15 protein-coding genes are annotated in these 13,743 nt (G+C 64.0%); 8 read left to right on the forward strand and 7 right to left on the reverse strand.

Features of this window, described 5'->3' with window-relative positions; all coding sequences use genetic code 11:
* Entirely contained in the window at positions 1-1,374 is a 1,374-nt protein-coding gene (locus tag N5P29_RS05995) for a UDP-glucose dehydrogenase family protein (protein WP_262277725.1), read from the reverse strand.
* A complete protein-coding gene (locus N5P29_RS06000) occupies positions 1,371-2,540 on the reverse strand; it encodes a glycosyltransferase family 4 protein (RefSeq protein WP_262277726.1) in 1,170 nt (389 codons plus the stop codon). Before N5P29_RS06000 ends, N5P29_RS05995 begins: the two co-directional genes overlap by 4 nt.
* 231 nt (positions 2,541-2,771) lie before the next feature.
* On the opposite strand from N5P29_RS06000, the gene N5P29_RS06005 reads away from it, so the two are divergent.
* Positions 2,772-3,410, forward strand: a complete 639-nt coding sequence (locus tag N5P29_RS06005; RefSeq protein WP_262277727.1) for an excalibur calcium-binding domain-containing protein — start codon at positions 2,772-2,774, stop codon at positions 3,408-3,410.
* 81 nt (positions 3,411-3,491) lie between these two features.
* On the opposite strand, the gene N5P29_RS06010 is transcribed toward N5P29_RS06005, so the two are convergent.
* Entirely contained in the window at positions 3,492-3,923 is a 432-nt protein-coding gene (locus tag N5P29_RS06010) for a MerR family transcriptional regulator (RefSeq protein ID WP_262277728.1), read from the reverse strand.
* A gap of 142 nt (positions 3,924-4,065) precedes the next feature.
* Between N5P29_RS06010 and N5P29_RS06015 the strand changes: the two genes are divergently transcribed.
* From N5P29_RS06015 to N5P29_RS06030, 4 genes are all read left to right on the forward strand, one after another.
* Positions 4,066-4,488, forward strand: a complete 423-nt coding sequence (locus N5P29_RS06015; RefSeq protein WP_262277729.1) for an Hsp20/alpha crystallin family protein — start codon at positions 4,066-4,068, stop codon at positions 4,486-4,488.
* A 226-nt stretch (positions 4,489-4,714) separates the two neighbouring features.
* The gene (locus tag N5P29_RS06020; protein WP_262277730.1) at positions 4,715-5,110 is read left to right on the forward strand and encodes a J domain-containing protein; all 396 of its coding nucleotides are present in this window, start codon (positions 4,715-4,717) and stop codon (positions 5,108-5,110) included.
* Positions 5,107-5,481, forward strand: coding sequence for a hypothetical protein (locus N5P29_RS06025; protein ID WP_262277731.1), 375 nt, complete (start codon positions 5,107-5,109; stop codon positions 5,479-5,481). The genes N5P29_RS06020 and N5P29_RS06025 overlap by 4 nt, the downstream gene beginning before the upstream one ends.
* A gap of 298 nt (positions 5,482-5,779) precedes the next feature.
* Positions 5,780-7,111: a cell division protein PerM gene (locus tag N5P29_RS06030; RefSeq protein WP_262278514.1), complete on the forward strand. Its 1,332-nt coding sequence runs from the start codon at positions 5,780-5,782 to the stop codon at positions 7,109-7,111.
* Between the two features lie 24 nt (positions 7,112-7,135).
* Here the strand turns inward: N5P29_RS06030 and N5P29_RS06035 are convergent, their stop codons facing one another.
* Positions 7,136-7,585 carry a hypothetical protein gene (locus tag N5P29_RS06035; RefSeq protein WP_262277732.1) on the reverse strand — a complete coding sequence of 150 codons (450 nt, stop codon included), beginning with the start codon at positions 7,583-7,585 and terminating at the stop codon, positions 7,136-7,138.
* Between the two features lie 11 nt (positions 7,586-7,596).
* Between N5P29_RS06035 and purN the strand changes: the two genes are divergently transcribed.
* Entirely contained in the window at positions 7,597-8,172 is a 576-nt protein-coding gene (gene purN / locus N5P29_RS06040; RefSeq protein WP_262277733.1) for a phosphoribosylglycinamide formyltransferase, read from the forward strand.
* 120 nt (positions 8,173-8,292) lie between these two features.
* Positions 8,293-9,228 (forward strand): putative endonuclease domain-containing protein, encoded by a 936-nt coding sequence (locus N5P29_RS06045; RefSeq protein ID WP_262277734.1) that lies wholly within the window; start codon positions 8,293-8,295, stop codon positions 9,226-9,228.
* A gap of 57 nt (positions 9,229-9,285) precedes the next feature.
* Here the strand turns inward: N5P29_RS06045 and N5P29_RS06050 are convergent, their stop codons facing one another.
* The 3 genes from N5P29_RS06050 to N5P29_RS06060 are packed head-to-tail and all read right to left on the reverse strand — an operon-like array spanning position 9,286 to position 12,548.
* Positions 9,286-10,638 (reverse strand): MFS transporter, encoded by a 1,353-nt coding sequence (locus tag N5P29_RS06050; protein WP_262277735.1) that lies wholly within the window; start codon positions 10,636-10,638, stop codon positions 9,286-9,288.
* Positions 10,639-10,678: 40 nt separating this feature from the next.
* Positions 10,679-11,629 (reverse strand): N-acetylmuramic acid 6-phosphate etherase, encoded by a 951-nt coding sequence (gene murQ, locus N5P29_RS06055; RefSeq protein ID WP_262277736.1) that lies wholly within the window; start codon positions 11,627-11,629, stop codon positions 10,679-10,681.
* On the reverse strand, positions 11,604-12,548 hold the full coding sequence (locus tag N5P29_RS06060) for an N-acetylglucosamine kinase (RefSeq protein WP_262277737.1): 945 nt from the start codon (positions 12,546-12,548) through the stop codon (positions 11,604-11,606). Before N5P29_RS06060 ends, murQ begins: the two co-directional genes overlap by 26 nt.
* 236 nt (positions 12,549-12,784) lie before the next feature.
* Between N5P29_RS06060 and N5P29_RS06065 the strand changes: the two genes are divergently transcribed.
* Positions 12,785-13,714 (forward strand): endonuclease domain-containing protein, encoded by a 930-nt coding sequence (locus tag N5P29_RS06065; protein ID WP_262277738.1) that lies wholly within the window; start codon positions 12,785-12,787, stop codon positions 13,712-13,714.
* Positions 13,715-13,743 lie beyond the last annotated feature (29 nt).

Below are 13,743 nucleotides of genomic sequence, written 5' to 3' on the forward strand. Positions count from 1 at the left end.
CTACGCCCGCGCGTGCTTCTTCCTGTCGGCAGGCTTCACCGGACTGTCGGCCTCAGCACTGGTTCCCAATCCGCGGACAGTCCACCCCGCACTCCGCCAGGCATCCGCGTCCAGAACGTTTCGAGCGTCCAGCACCATCCGGCGTCGTACGAGTGATCCCGCAACCGAAGGCGAGAGGGAGACGTATTCGTCCCACTCCGTCAGCAACAGCACCAGCTCCGCGCCCTCAAGGGCACGCTTGGTTGAGGCTTCGAAGCGGATCTGCGGGTAGCGGATCCAGGCGTTGTTGATGGCTTTGGGGTCCGTGACGGTCACGTGGGCGCCGGCATCGGCGAGTTGCTGGGCGACGTCCAGGGCGGGGGAGTCGCGGATGTCGTCGGTGTCCGGCTTGAACGAAGCGCCGAGGATGGTGACTGTGCGGCCCGACAGGAAGCCGCGGCACATGTCGCGTGCGATTTCCACGGTCCGTGAACGCTGATCCAGGTTCACTGAATCCACCAACGCCATCCACTTATCCACGGACGGAACATCCAGTTCACGCGCCTGCGCCCGGAACGACCGGATGTCCTTGGGCAGGCAACCGCCGCCAAAGCCCAGCCCCGCATGCAGGTACCGGTTGCCGATGCGCGGGTCCAGGCCCATCGCCTCGCTGAGTTCGCTGACGTCCGCATCCGACGCGTCGCACAGCTCCGCCATCGCGTTGATGAAGCTGACTTTGGTGGCCAGAAACGCGTTCGACGCAGATTTGATCAGTTCCGCCGTCGCAAAATTGCAGACCAGCCGCGGGATTCCGGCCGCAATCAGGGGCTCGTACACAGCATCCAGCACGGCAGTAACAGGTGCACCTGCAGCGGCGCCCTTGCCGCCGGGCACCCCGTACACCAGCCGGTCGGGCACCAGCGAGTCCTTCACGGCGGTGCCCTGACGCAGGAACTCCGGGTTCCAACCGAGCAGCACGTCCGGGCGTCGGGCCAGCACCGCGCGGAGCGTCTCCACCGTGCCTACCGGCACCGTTGATTTACCGACGACGGCGGCCCCCTTCGCCAGATGCGGCAGGAGGCTCTTCGTAGCGCCCATCAGGTAGGAAAGGTCCGCGGTGTCGGAAGTTTTGGACTGCGGGGTGCCCACGCAAAGGAAGTGCACCTGGGCATCCGCTGCCTCGGCGAAGTCCGTGGTGAACGACAGGCGGCCGGTAGTGCGTCCGTCCTTGAGGAGCTCGTCGAGACCAGGTTCGTGGAAGGGCGCCAGCGCCTTGTTGAGCTGCTCCACCTTGGAGGAATCGACGTCGATCCCCACCACGGTGTGGCCCATGGAAGCGAGCGTGGCTGCGTGGACTGCGCCGAGGTAGCCGCAGCCGATCACGGAAATCTTCATGAGGACGGTCCTTTGCTGGAGGTGAGTTCTGAAGGGCCGGCCTCGCGTGTGGGAGTGCCGGAGATGACTTCGTTGTAGTGGCGGACCAACTCCGCGCTGAGCACCGGCCACGTCCGGCCCTGAACCGAAGCGGTTGCTGCCGTTGCGAACGCGCGGCGCTTGGCGTCGTCGCCCATCAGGTCCTGGACGTAGTCACGCAGTTGGGTGAGGTTGCCGGGCTCGTACAGCCAGCCGGTGCGCGAGTTTTCCACCAGATCCAAGGGCCCGCCACGGCCAGTGGCCACCACCGGAACGCCAGACGCCATGGCTTCCTGGATGGTTTGGCAGAAGGTCTCAAACTCACCGGGATGGACGAAAAGATCGAAGCCGGCCACAGCTTCCGCGAGGGCATCGCCGCCCAGGAAGCCGGCGAAATGGGCGTTGGGAAGTGCGGACTGGAGTGCTTCGCGCTGCGGGCCGTCACCAACGATCACCAGCTTGGTGTTCGGCACATCCGCCAGCACCGCGAGGTCCTCAACCTGCTTCTCGACGGCGAGCCGGCCGACGTAGCCGATGATGCGCTGACCCTCGGGCGCCACCGAGCTCCGCCACGCCGTCGAACGTTTCGCGGGATTGAAGCGGGCGGTATCCACACCGCGCCGCCACATGTCAACGCGCAGGATGCCGCGTCCGCGCAACTGGTTCAGCGCGAAGGTGGACGGCACCAAGGTGCGGGTGGCCAGGAGGTGGATGTTGTCCACTCGGTTCCAGGCCCAGTTCTCCAGGAAAGGCACACCGTAGCGGCCCGCGTAGCCGGGAACCTCGGTTTGGTAGATCGCGACGGTCGGGATGCCCAGCTGGTGGGCGGCCTGCACCGCGCGCCAGCCGAGGACGAACGGTGAGGCGAGATGAACGACGTCGGGGGCGAAATCGGCAAGGATTCGCTTGACCCGATTCACACCACCCAACGCAACCCGCACATTCGTGTATCCGGCCAGCGGCACCGAGGGAAGTCGGTGCACATACGCACCCTTCTCGACGCTCGAAACATCAGTGTCCGACGTCGACGGCGCGATCACCATCACCTCGTCCCCACGCTCTTGCAGATGCTCCAGCACCCGCAGTATCGAGTGGGTTACCCCATTCATCAGTGGCAGGAATGATTCGGCGACGATTGCGATCCTCACGCCTTCCACGGTGGTCGCGGCGGTTGGCTTACTGGGTGCGCGGGGGTGGCCGGTGGGGGAAGAGTGGGTTAACAGGTGGGTTGGGTGAACTTGCGCAGCTTCGTAATACTTTGCCGGAAAAATAGTTGCATGGCTTGCGCTGGTATCTTGATTTTCAAGCGAGTCCTCGGGAAGTATCTGGCAAATCCGCCCTTTCCGAATGCCCCGGTCTCGCTCCAAGCAGGGGGAATCTTGAAGAAAACACTCGCACTTGTGGTGCTCACCGGCCTTATGCTGTCCGGTTGCGCCACCAAACAGGCCTCAAGCCAGCCAACTGCGACGCCAGCCGCATCTGGCGTAGCTGAGCACACTGTCGAAGTTCCGGATGTCGTCGGACTAACGCTCGACAAAGCCACGGATCAGCTCAAGGATCTCGGCCTCAAAGTCGAAGCCAAAGATGTAAAGGACGACAAATCAATCATCGTCAAAAAGAACTGGCAGGTGGTCAGCGAAGATCCCGTTGGCAAGTCCAAGGTGACAGAGGGATCGACGATAAAGCTAGGGGTCAAACATCTCACTGATGAGACGCCCACGCCTACACCCACTCCGACGCCAACGCAGGCGCCGGTTCCGTTGGTGGCACCCGTTGCTCCCGTGGTGGAGTCGCCACCAGTCGTGGCGCCGCCCGTAGTGGAAGCACCACCAGTTGTAGCCCCACCTGTGGCGCCGCCCGTGGTGGAGGCGCCTCCCGTTGTGCCACCGCCCGCGGCTGTCTACTACGCCAACTGCGCAGCCGTTCGAGCCGCAGGTGCAGCTCCGATCCACATCAGCCAACCAGGGTATGGACGGCATCTCGATAGGGATGGCGACGGCTGGGGCTGCGACAAGTAAAGCTCAATAGCAGCAATTCGCAATGGCCACTCCACTTCGGGGTGGCCATTGCCATGCGGGCGGACTCCACGGTGATGAGAGCTACCCGTCGACGCCCGCCCCACCCCGCGCCGCCTTCAAATCCTTCCGCAGCCCCCGGTTGTCCGCCCTCAGCTCCTCATTGTGCTCACTCAGCCCGCGGTTGTCCTCGGTGAGCCCCCGATTCGCCTCCTCCAGCTCCAGTACACGTTTCACTCCGGCCAGGTTCAGCCCTTCATCAAGCAGCACCCCGATCCGACGCAGCGTCGCGAGGTCGTTTTCGCTGTAGCGGCGCGTGCCGCCGTCGGTCCTTTCGGGAGTGAGCAGGCCCTTGCGCTCGTATTGCCGGATGTTCTGCTGGCCTGTGCCCACCAATTCCGCGGCAACCGAGATCGCGTAAACTCCCCGCCCGTCATCGGAACCCGCGCCCGAAGCGGAGGCGACCAAGCCGCCGTCGTGCTCCGCGGCGGCCGCCGAGCGATCCGAACCTGCCATCAAAAACCTCCGAAAATCTTCCAAAAACCTACTTGCACCACTCTCTCACCAGTGCTATAAAAAATCTATACCAACCACCATAGATCTGGAGGCTGGTAGCAACAACAGAATCAGCATCGAGATCCAAAGGAGTGAGAACCAAATGCTGATGCGCACTGACCCGTTCCGCGAATTCGACAGGCTCGCCCAACAGGTTTTTGGCACAACAGCACGCCCGGCCGGAATGCCGATGGATGCATGGCAGGAGGACGGACAATTCGTTGTTGCCTTCGATCTGCCAGGTGTAAGCCCTGATTCAGTGGAGTTGGACGTCGAACGCAACGTCCTCACCGTAAAGGCCGAACGCAAGTCGCCCGCGGGCGAGAACACCGAGATGATCGCCGCCGAACGCCCACAGGGCGTCTTCAGCCGGCAGCTGATCCTGGGTGACACCCTGGATACCGAAAACGTCCAAGCCAACTACGACGCCGGTGTGCTCACACTCCGCATCCCCGTCGCCGAGAAGGCCAAGCCGCGGCGCATCGAGATCACATCCAGCGGGCAAAAGCAGGAAATCAACGCCTGACCCACCCCGTCCTGCCGGACGCTCACCCGGGGGTGGCCGACCGGCAGGGCAGTGACCGGGAACAACGGAGGCGGCCGCATCGGAATAGTTGGGCGCAGGCTTCGTGCCACGTCACAGCGTTTTTTAGCGCACATGAAAGCGGTCCCCGCCCGTCGTCTCCCGATGGATGGCCCCCGGCCCAGGCCGGGGGCCATCTCCTGATCCGCAGCATGAACCGGACACAGCAGTGAACACCCAACCTGACCACTACGGCACCCTCCACGTCGCGCCCGACGCCACGGCCCGCGACATCGCCCGCGCCTATCGCGCGCTGCTTCGGATCCACCACCCGGACACGCGGCCAAAGATCGACGACGGCGACACCACCTCGGCGGGCGACCTCCAGGAACTGCACGCCATCATGCAGGCGTACGTCGTCTTGTCGGACCCAGGAAAGCGGGCGGCATACGACCGGGCCCGGCGGAACGGATTCGGCACCGGCGGCACACCCGTGAACGTCCGGGTGCACAAGCGTGCGCAGCAGCCGGGACGGAACGACGGCGGCCAGTCACCGTTGTCCTTCGGGCCACCCCGTTGGGAACCTTCGTCCAGAAACCTGAGAACACCAAGGAGCAATCCATGAGTGCTTGGCGTCCCTATGACGACCACATCATTCCCGCGTTCTACGAACGGTTCGAACAACGCTGGGGGAGAGGGACAGCGCCGTTCCTGGACCCCGAAGTCCACGAACAACCCCTGCCACGGGCCCAGTGGATCAACCCGGACACGGGGGCCGCGATCGCCGTCGTCCCCATCTGGACCGATGACCCCGAGCACCGCTCCTTCGGGGTGTTCTACCTCCCGCCGGCGGGCGACATCTGGATGCTGCGCCCCGGTCCAACCACGTTCATCGAACCGCGAGGGGGAGCCAACCAGGAACAGGTGACGCTCCGGAACGACGCGTTCAAGAAGGCCGTCAACCATGCCAAGGAGTTCATCTACGGGCCCCAGTGAATGGGGTCCCGGCAGCAGCCCTGTACAAAAGAAGGCTGGTGCAGCCTGGGAAAAATCCTAAGGCGGCTGCACCAGCTGCTAGTACGACTTTCTGTTAGAAGTTATGACACCTATCCATTGGCCGCTCCTAGTTCCCGGCTTCGATTTTCCGGGCCTTCAACATCAGCGGGGGGCGCTCGCCTGCCCCGGGAGAACACCTCCCATCTTACGGCGGCCAACACGAAAAAGCGCTTGAATTCGCGGTATTTCAGGGGCGCCTGACGGGCTTGGAGAGCTGGCCGTGGCACGATGGATCACGATGAAACTGCGCGCTGATCAGACCGGAAACCGTGGCCTCCCTATGCCCCTTTGGCTGCAGGGCGGTTTGGAAGCGGCGCAGGCGGCGTTCATTTCGGCCATCGTGGTGGTGCTTCCGCTGGTCGGCGTGTGGGCGACCGATGGTTTCCAGAACCGGAATGTGGACTCCCTGGCGCGGATGGGAGGCCAGGCCTGGTTGCTCATTCACGGTGTTCCGTTGGAGCTCGCTCATGTGAACATCGGCCCCGCCGCCCAGCCTGGATCAGGGCTGCTTTCCCTGATTCCCTTGGGCTTGACGCTCATCCCGTTCCTGTTGGCGTGGCGGGCAGGCCGTCGTCTGGCCCGTGCTTCCTACACCGACCAACTGTGGCAGGCGTTTTTCGGCGCCTTCCTTGTCTACGCCGCATTCGGAGCTGCCACGGGATTCGTGTGCCGCACTACCGAAGTTGTCATCAACCTGTGGTTGGCCATGGCCATACCCCTGATCTCGTTTGGCCTGGGCATGGTGGTTGGAGCCCGGCGGGAAGCGGGCTCGTGGAGCCGGCTGATCGGCGTGGACGCCGTCGCTTGGCTCGCCAAAACCAGCCAGCATTCCCGGTGGGCTGGCTCCTATGTCGGCTCGGTGCTGAAGGCCGGATTCGTGGCGGCGATGGCCGCCGTGTGCCTGTCGGCCGTGCTGCTGGCGGCGACCATTGTGTGGCACTGGACCGACATCATCGCTGTTTACGAAGGCCTTAAAGCCGGGGCTCTGGGCGGCGCCGTGCTGACCATTGCCCAACTCGGCTTCCTGCCGAACCTGGTCATCTTCGCATTGGCGTGGTCTTCGGGGGCGGGATTCTCGCTTGGCATCGGCTCCACAGCTGGTCCGCTGGGCACCGCGGTGGGACCGCTTCCGGCCGTCCCCATCCTGGGCAGCCTCCCTGCAGGCCAGCTCGAATTTGGGGCGATGGCACTGGCTTTGCCGGTTGTCGCCGGGATCCTGGCCGGCTGGTGGTTCCTGCGCGAAGGCGAAAACCACTTCGACGAGTGGCTCTCCATCAAGATCAAAGCCCGCTGGTTCACCGCCACCGTTTCCACCCTGTTCCTGGGGGCATTCATTGGCGCCGTTGCGGGCTTGCTCGGTGGGGCGTTGGCTTGGATCGGACGCGGTTCCGCCGGCATTGGGCGGCTCACGGAGATCGGGCCCCACCCGCTGTGGACGGCAGTCTGGCTGGCCGCGGAAGTGGGGATCGGCGTCGTAATTGGCTACGCAGTGGGGCCGTGGCTGGAACGCAGCCAGAAGCTGCGCGAGGCGAACCTGGAAGAAAACGCGTACGACGACGAGCACGCCTGAGCGGTCAGGATTGGGACGCTTGGGCTACCTGAGCGAGCCCGGCATGGACTTCTCGAGCTGCATGAGGCACTGCGTCTTTGCCGACTCGGTCAAAGCTGCGCGGGCGCAATCCTGGTAGGTGCTCACCTGCCGGAAAAAGAGCGCTGACGTCAGAACCAGCAGGCACATGATGGCAGTCACCACCAGCCCCGAGATGGTGCCGAAGAGAATCAGCCGGGGGTGCTTGTACTTGATGGTCCGTACCAGTACCACGATGCCCAGCACCAAAGCCGCCAGCGTCAGGATGCCGCTCAACCATACGTAGTTCACGTTCAGCGAGAACACGAAGAACGCTCCCACAGCCGAGAAAAGGAAGGCGCGGAACAGGATCTGGGTCACACCGAGGGCGGACTTTTCAGCCTCGGAGCGGGGCTGTTGGCTCGGCGCGGAACCGACGTCGGGATTCATGTTTTCCAGCCTACGCGAGCCGCCCATAAGCTAGTGCAATGCGCATCGTTGTCCTCGTCTCCGGTACCGGTTCCAATCTTCAGGCAGTCATCGACGCCGTGAAGTCGGGTGAGCTGGATGTCGAGATCGCCGCTGTGGGCGCCGACCGACCCGACACCTATGGTGTGGAGCGCTCCGACGAAGCCGGTATCGAGACGTTCGTGGTCAACTTCAACTCCTTCGAGACCCGCGCTGAGTGGGATGCCGCCCTGCGCGACAAGGTGCTCTCCTACGAGCCCGATGTTGTGGTTTCCTCCGGGTTCATGAGGATCGTGAGCGCCGACTTCATCGATGCCTTCGGCGGCAAGTACGTCAACACGCACCCGGCGCTGCTTCCCTCGTTCCCCGGTGCGCACGGTGTCCGCGACGCCATGGCCTACGGCGTGAAGGTCACCGGCTGCACGGTCCACTGGGCCGACGCGGGCGTGGACACGGGACCCATCATTGCCCAGGAAGCTGTCACTGTGCTTCCGGAGGACACCGAGGAGAGCTTGCACGAGCGCATCAAGGTAGTGGAGCGCCGCCTGCTGGTCCAGACCCTGGCCGACCTCGCCGCCGCCCCCGCACCCAACTAGGGGACAGCAAACGTTCCACTGACGCTTCATTGGGCCCGGATCTGTCCCCTAGTTTTACGTTCGTGCTGCTGGCCTGTGGATAACTGAACGGGCGCCCGCTGATTTTGCCAGCATGGGTCCATGAAGATCCCACGGCCGCTGCCGACCACCCTGGCCTCCAAACCGTTCACCAGACAGGAAGCGCTCGACGCCGGTGTATCGATTGGGCGGCTCCGTTACCGGGACCTTGCCTCACCGAGCCGGCAGATCCGCATGCCTCGAACAGGCACGGAGCTGGATCTTGCTGAACGTGCCCGGCCGCTGACACTGGTGACACCGTTTTCCGCCGCGTCGCATGCAACGGCTTTCCTGCTTTGGGAGTTCCCTGGTTTCCTGCCCGGGAGCAACCTACCGGGCATCCACATTTCGCGGCCCGACACAATGGGAAGACCGCGTAGGAGGGGCGTCATCGCACACAAGGGACAGTTCTTCGAGGACGAGATCACCATGCTGAACGGCCTGTACATCACCAGCCGCGCGCGAACCTGGCTGGATTGCTCGCGGAAGATGGACATCGATGAGATCACCGTCGTGGCGGATCACTTGCTTCGAATCCCCAGGCCTGAGTTTGAGAACCGTACAGAGCCGTATTGCACGCTTGCCGAGCTTGAGGAGATGCTTGACCGCCATTGGGGAACACCCGGAATCCGCAAAGCCCGATTGGCTTTGGAGCAAGCCCGCGTTGGTGCCGACTCGGCCCCGGAAACGCGACTTAGGCTGGCACTGGCCCGGGCTGGGCTGCCCACGCCGGAAGTCAACGTGCGCACCGAACTGAGTCCCGGCGTCGTACGTCAACCTGACCTGGGTTACCGCCAGTGGCGAGTCGCAGTCGACTACGAAGGTGAGGGTCACTCCGAGCCCGGGCAAATCGTCCGGGACATCCAGAAAGAGGAAGACTTCGCCCGTGCAGGGTGGATCCTTGTCCGCATCGCAAAGCGCCACATGTCCACGGACGCAGTCACTGCCGTACGCAAGGTCAGCCGGGCGCTTGAGCAGCGCGGCTGGTCACCCAAGTAGGGGACAGCAAACGTTCCTCTGAGCAGTCAGTAGAACGTTTGCTATCCCCTAGTTGGGCTACGAGAGTTCGCGCTGCTTGGTCTCCGGGGCGAAGAAGGCCATCCAGAGCACGGAAAGCAGCACCAGCCCGCCCGCCAGGGCAAAGGACGTCGCCAGCCCGAACTCCGGCCAGAAGAACGAGGCAAACACCAGCGGTCCAAAGCCTGCGCCAATGCGGGAGAACGTCGACGCCCAACCGAAGCCAGAGCCACGGAGCTCGGTCGGGTATAGCTCGGACACGTAGGCATACAGGACGGGGATGGCCACCTGCACCACGAAGCCGAACGTCAGCAGCCAAAACACGGCCGCGGAAGGCACATCAACCACCAGGGCCACGATCACCAGCGTCGCCGCGGACAACGGACCGGTAATGGCCAGGATCCACTTGCGTCCCACGCGCTCCACCAGGACCGCTGCGACCACCACGCCCAAAAGGCCGACGGCGGCCATGCCCGCCGTCGTGACGAACGCCTTGTACTCCTCGAACCCTGCGCCGATAAGAATGCGCGGCATCCAGGTGAGGGACAGGTAGTAGACCAGGAGCACGGAGAAGAAGAGGGCCCAGGCGGCTGTGGTGATCTTCCAGTTGAACGTCCAGATGTTGCGGAGCTGGGCCCAGGCGCTGCCAGGGGACAAGCGCGGAGCAGCTTGCGGATCGGGGAGGCTGTAGGCGCGCGGAGAGGCCCCGGTTGCTTCAACCAGTCCGTCAATCACGGCGGCAGCCTCGGCCCGGCGACCCGCCCGTATCAGGAACAAGGGGGACTCGGGCACTGAACGCCGAACCCAGAAAACGAGGAGCGCCGGGATCACCATGACCAGCATGGTGAGCCGCCAATCCCCGTACAACGCCACGAGCCCAGCCGAAACAAAGCCGCACAAAGCTGCACCGACGGGCCACCAACCGTCCATGGCCGTCAGCACCTTGCCACGTTGCTTCCGGGGCGTGAACTCACCCACCAAGGCATAGTCCACGGGAATGCAGCCGCCCAAACCGAAGCCGGCCATGAAACGGAAGAGGCAGAACCACACGATGTCCGGGGCGAACGCACCCAGGACAGTGAAGATGCTGAAGATCAGGAGGGTGGCGGTGAAGGCCTTCTTACGCCCGATGGTGTCCGCGATGGTGCCCCACGCGAACGCGCCCACGGCCATGCCGATCAGGTTTGACGTGCCGATCCACGCTGCGTCAGCGGGCTGCAGCGACCAATGTTTGGACAACAGCGGGATGAGGATGCCGTTCAACGTGACATCCCAGGCATCGAACATGAACCCGAGTCCGCCGATCAGGAAAATCCTCCCTTGGACCTTCCAACGCCATGGCAGTTCCTGCACTACTTGTTCGCCGCTGGGCACGGCAGTGTATGTATTCATTGGGCCTCCTGCATGCAACTTTATGCGCTGCGGGGCAACGTTACTTCTGGTTCTCGATGGCCCGCCGCAGGAAACCGCCGGCTTCTTCGAGTGCACCCTTGGCCTGGGCGGCGTCGATACCCGTGAGAACCACCAAAATAGCTGCCTTCACCGATCCGCCCACCGAGTCCAGCGCCGCAGCGGCTTCCTCGGCGGAGACACCAGTCGCATGCTGCACGGTGCGCTGGGAGCGGGCCAACAGTTTCTCGTTGGTAGCCCGCAGATCAACCATGAGGTTGCCGTAGGTCTTGCCCAATTTCACCATCACCAGCGTGCTGATCATGTTGAGGACAAGTTTCTGCGCAGTCCCCGAATTCAGCCTGGTTGAGCCTGCGATGAACTCCGGGCCCACCACCACCTCGATCGCCACATCCGCCAGATGGCTCACGGCCGAGCCCCTGTTGCACGCCAGCGACGCCGTAAACGCGCCCTTCTTCCGTGCTTCCTCCAGCGCGCCGATCACATATGGCGTCCTTCCGGAGGCGGTAATACCCACGACGGCGTCCGCTTCCGTCACGTTGATATCGTGCAGGTCCCGCGCACCGGCGGTTGCGTTGTCCTCGGCATATTCAACGGGCTTCTGGATCGCCTGCGTGCCGCCCGCGATAAGTCCGACGACGAGTCCCGGCGGGGTGCCGAAGGTCGGCGGGCACTCGCTCGCGTCGAGCACACCCAGACGTCCGGCCGTCCCGGCTCCCACGTACAAAAGGCGGCCCCCGCGCTGGAGCCGCTCCGCAACGGCGTCGACCGTTTTCACGATGGCGTCGCTGGCCGCTTCAACGGCCGCGTGTACTCCTGCACTGTGGGCAAGCATGGCGGAGACAAGTTCCTCGGTGCCCAGGATGTCCAGGTCCTTGAGGTTCTCGGCCGCGGCTTCGGTCTGGAGTCCGGCGAGTTCCGTACGGAGGTCCGCGAGTTTGTCTGCGTCAGTCGGGCCAGTTTGTTCCGTCACGGTGGATGTACCTTTCCTGGATGAGCCCGCGGCGCGTCGCAGCGAGGGCAGCGCCATCCAAGCCGTCGCCGAGCGGGGCCACCACCTCAATCCCAGCCGAAGCCAGGGACTTCCGCAAGAGCCCGGCGAAGAACTCTGAACTGACAACCCCGCCCAGCAGCGCAACCCGCGGGGAAGGGTCCTCGCCGCAGGCAAGCTGGACCGTGCGGGTCAGGATGCGGCAGGCCTCGCCGATGATCCCATGTGCGACGGCGTCACCGGCCTCCGCTGCCTGCAGAACCAAGGGCGCGAACCGGGCCATCGCCCTGTACGGGTTTTCCTGTTCCGCCAGCCATCCCGGCAGCTGCTCCGGCGACTCCACCAGAGCCCCGGCCGCAGCCGACAACGATGTGGAGGGGCCGCCGTCGTGCGCTTCGAGGACGGCCTGCAAACCGCGTTGGCCGATCCACCGGCCGCTGCCTTGATCGCCAAGGTACGGTCCCCAACCATCGGCGCGGTGCAGCATGCCGGCCTGGTCAAAACGGAACGCGACGGCGCCTGTTCCCACTATCAACGTAGTTCCGGGCGCGCCTTGGAGAGCACCGAGCTGCGCGGCCGTGGCATCGGAGAGGACAGCCGCCGGGACACCGAACCTCTTCGAAAGCATCGTGGCAAGCTCGCGGGACTTTTCGGCTGATGCTTCCACGCCTGCCACGGCCGCACCGATTCCCGTGAGGGTGCTGACCGGGAGCCCGGGCGGGAGCAGGCTGACCGTCTCAAGGAGGAGATCGAACGCTTGGGTGGGCCCGTTCTCGACGTGGACGCCGGGGAAGCCGTGCTGGTCGGCGGCGCCCAGGAGTTCGTCGCCGCGGCGCAGTTCCACGCGACAGCGGCTCTTCCCTACATCGGCGACAAGAACGACCTCTTTGGGGGATTCCATGAAGCAACCCTATGTTGCGCGGCCTGCCCTGCGTGGTTAGGCGTGGGCTTGCCGCGCAGAGCGGGCCTCACAACGCGCGGCTCTCTCGTTGTGGGGCCTGCTCTGCGTGCTTAGGCGTGGGTTTGCCGCGCAAAGCGGGCCTCGCAACGTCTGTGGAGGAGAAGTCTCACCCCCTCATGGGCGCGATTTCTGTGGATAACTGAATGCGGACCATCGTTTCCGGCGAGCATTGTTCAATGCGGAAACCCAACCCTTTGCCGGTAAACGTTGACCCCCGTGGCTTCCTGGTCGCTGAGGCCTATGCCGCTGGTGTGCCTCGGTGGCGGCTCCAAGCCAGCGGGCTCGTAACCCCCAGTCGTGGCCTTCGACTGGCCAAGGCAGACGAGCGCGATCTTGCCATGGTGGCTCGGCTGCACACGGCTGTCACTCCGAGATGCGCAGTCAGCCACATCACGGCAGCTCTGTTGTGGTCAATCCCGCTACCGATGTACCTGGAAGACGAGGGGGTAACAGGGCCGATCCACGTCACTCGCAGGCACGAGATCGGTCGGGTGAAGCGCCGCGGCGTCGTCGGACATCGGGCGCCGCTCCTGGCCAGGGATGTCCGGTTGGTCAATGGAGTCCAACTCACCTCGCCCGAATGGACTTGGGTGGACCTGGCGCGACATCTTGGGAGGTCATCTCTCGTAGCGGCCGGGGATGCACTGCTTAAGCGTAAGGAACCGCTCACCTCGATTGAAGCCATTCAAGAAGTCATTGATCGCCGTCCAAAGGTCAAAGGCATACGGATGGCGCGGGCTATCCTTCCTCTGCTTCGAGCCGGTGTCGACTCGCCCCGGGAGTCACGCTTGCGCCTAAAGATTCTCGACGCCGGTTTCCCGGAGCCTGCCGTAACGCGGCCCGTCTTCGATGATCAAGGAAACTACATTTCGACTCCTGACCTGCAATACAAGGAGTACAAGATCGCCCTCGAATACGAAGGCGATCACCACCGATCAGACCCGGTCCAATGGGGCAAGGACATTGAGCGTGACGACCGGCTGCGGGCGTTGGGCTGGACCGTGCTCCGATTCTCAGACGTCCAGATGAAGGGCGGCTGGGGCCATGCCGAAAAGAAGATCCAGGACGCTTTGCTGTCCCGCGGGTGGCGGCGCCTGCCTTCGTAAGTCGGGTTGCTTGAGCAGAGCGGGCCTCG

The organism is Paenarthrobacter sp. JL.01a, assembly GCF_025452095.1.
Taxonomy (GTDB): Bacteria; Actinomycetota; Actinomycetes; order Actinomycetales; family Micrococcaceae; genus Arthrobacter.

Coding starts and splice junctions, on each gene's coding strand:
- N5P29_RS06060 (WP_262277737.1), bottom strand. CDS start 12,548: ATGGAATCCCCCAAAGAGGTCGTTCTTGTCGCCGATGTAGGGAAGAGC.
- N5P29_RS06065 (WP_262277738.1), top strand. CDS start 12,785: ATGCGGAAACCCAACCCTTTGCCGGTAAACGTTGACCCCCGTGGCTTC.
- N5P29_RS06015 (WP_262277729.1), top strand. CDS start 4,066: ATGCTGATGCGCACTGACCCGTTCCGCGAATTCGACAGGCTCGCCCAA.
- N5P29_RS06050 (WP_262277735.1), bottom strand. CDS start 10,638: ATGAATACATACACTGCCGTGCCCAGCGGCGAACAAGTAGTGCAGGAA.
- N5P29_RS05995 (WP_262277725.1), bottom strand. CDS start 1,374: ATGAAGATTTCCGTGATCGGCTGCGGCTACCTCGGCGCAGTCCACGCA.
- N5P29_RS06035 (WP_262277732.1), bottom strand. CDS start 7,585: ATGGGCGGCTCGCGTAGGCTGGAAAACATGAATCCCGACGTCGGTTCC.
- N5P29_RS06045 (WP_262277734.1), top strand. CDS start 8,293: ATGAAGATCCCACGGCCGCTGCCGACCACCCTGGCCTCCAAACCGTTC.
- N5P29_RS06010 (WP_262277728.1), bottom strand. CDS start 3,923: ATGGCAGGTTCGGATCGCTCGGCGGCCGCCGCGGAGCACGACGGCGGC.
- purN (WP_262277733.1), top strand. CDS start 7,597: ATGCGCATCGTTGTCCTCGTCTCCGGTACCGGTTCCAATCTTCAGGCA.
- N5P29_RS06025 (WP_262277731.1), top strand. CDS start 5,107: ATGAGTGCTTGGCGTCCCTATGACGACCACATCATTCCCGCGTTCTAC.
- N5P29_RS06030 (WP_262278514.1), top strand. CDS start 5,780: ATGAAACTGCGCGCTGATCAGACCGGAAACCGTGGCCTCCCTATGCCC.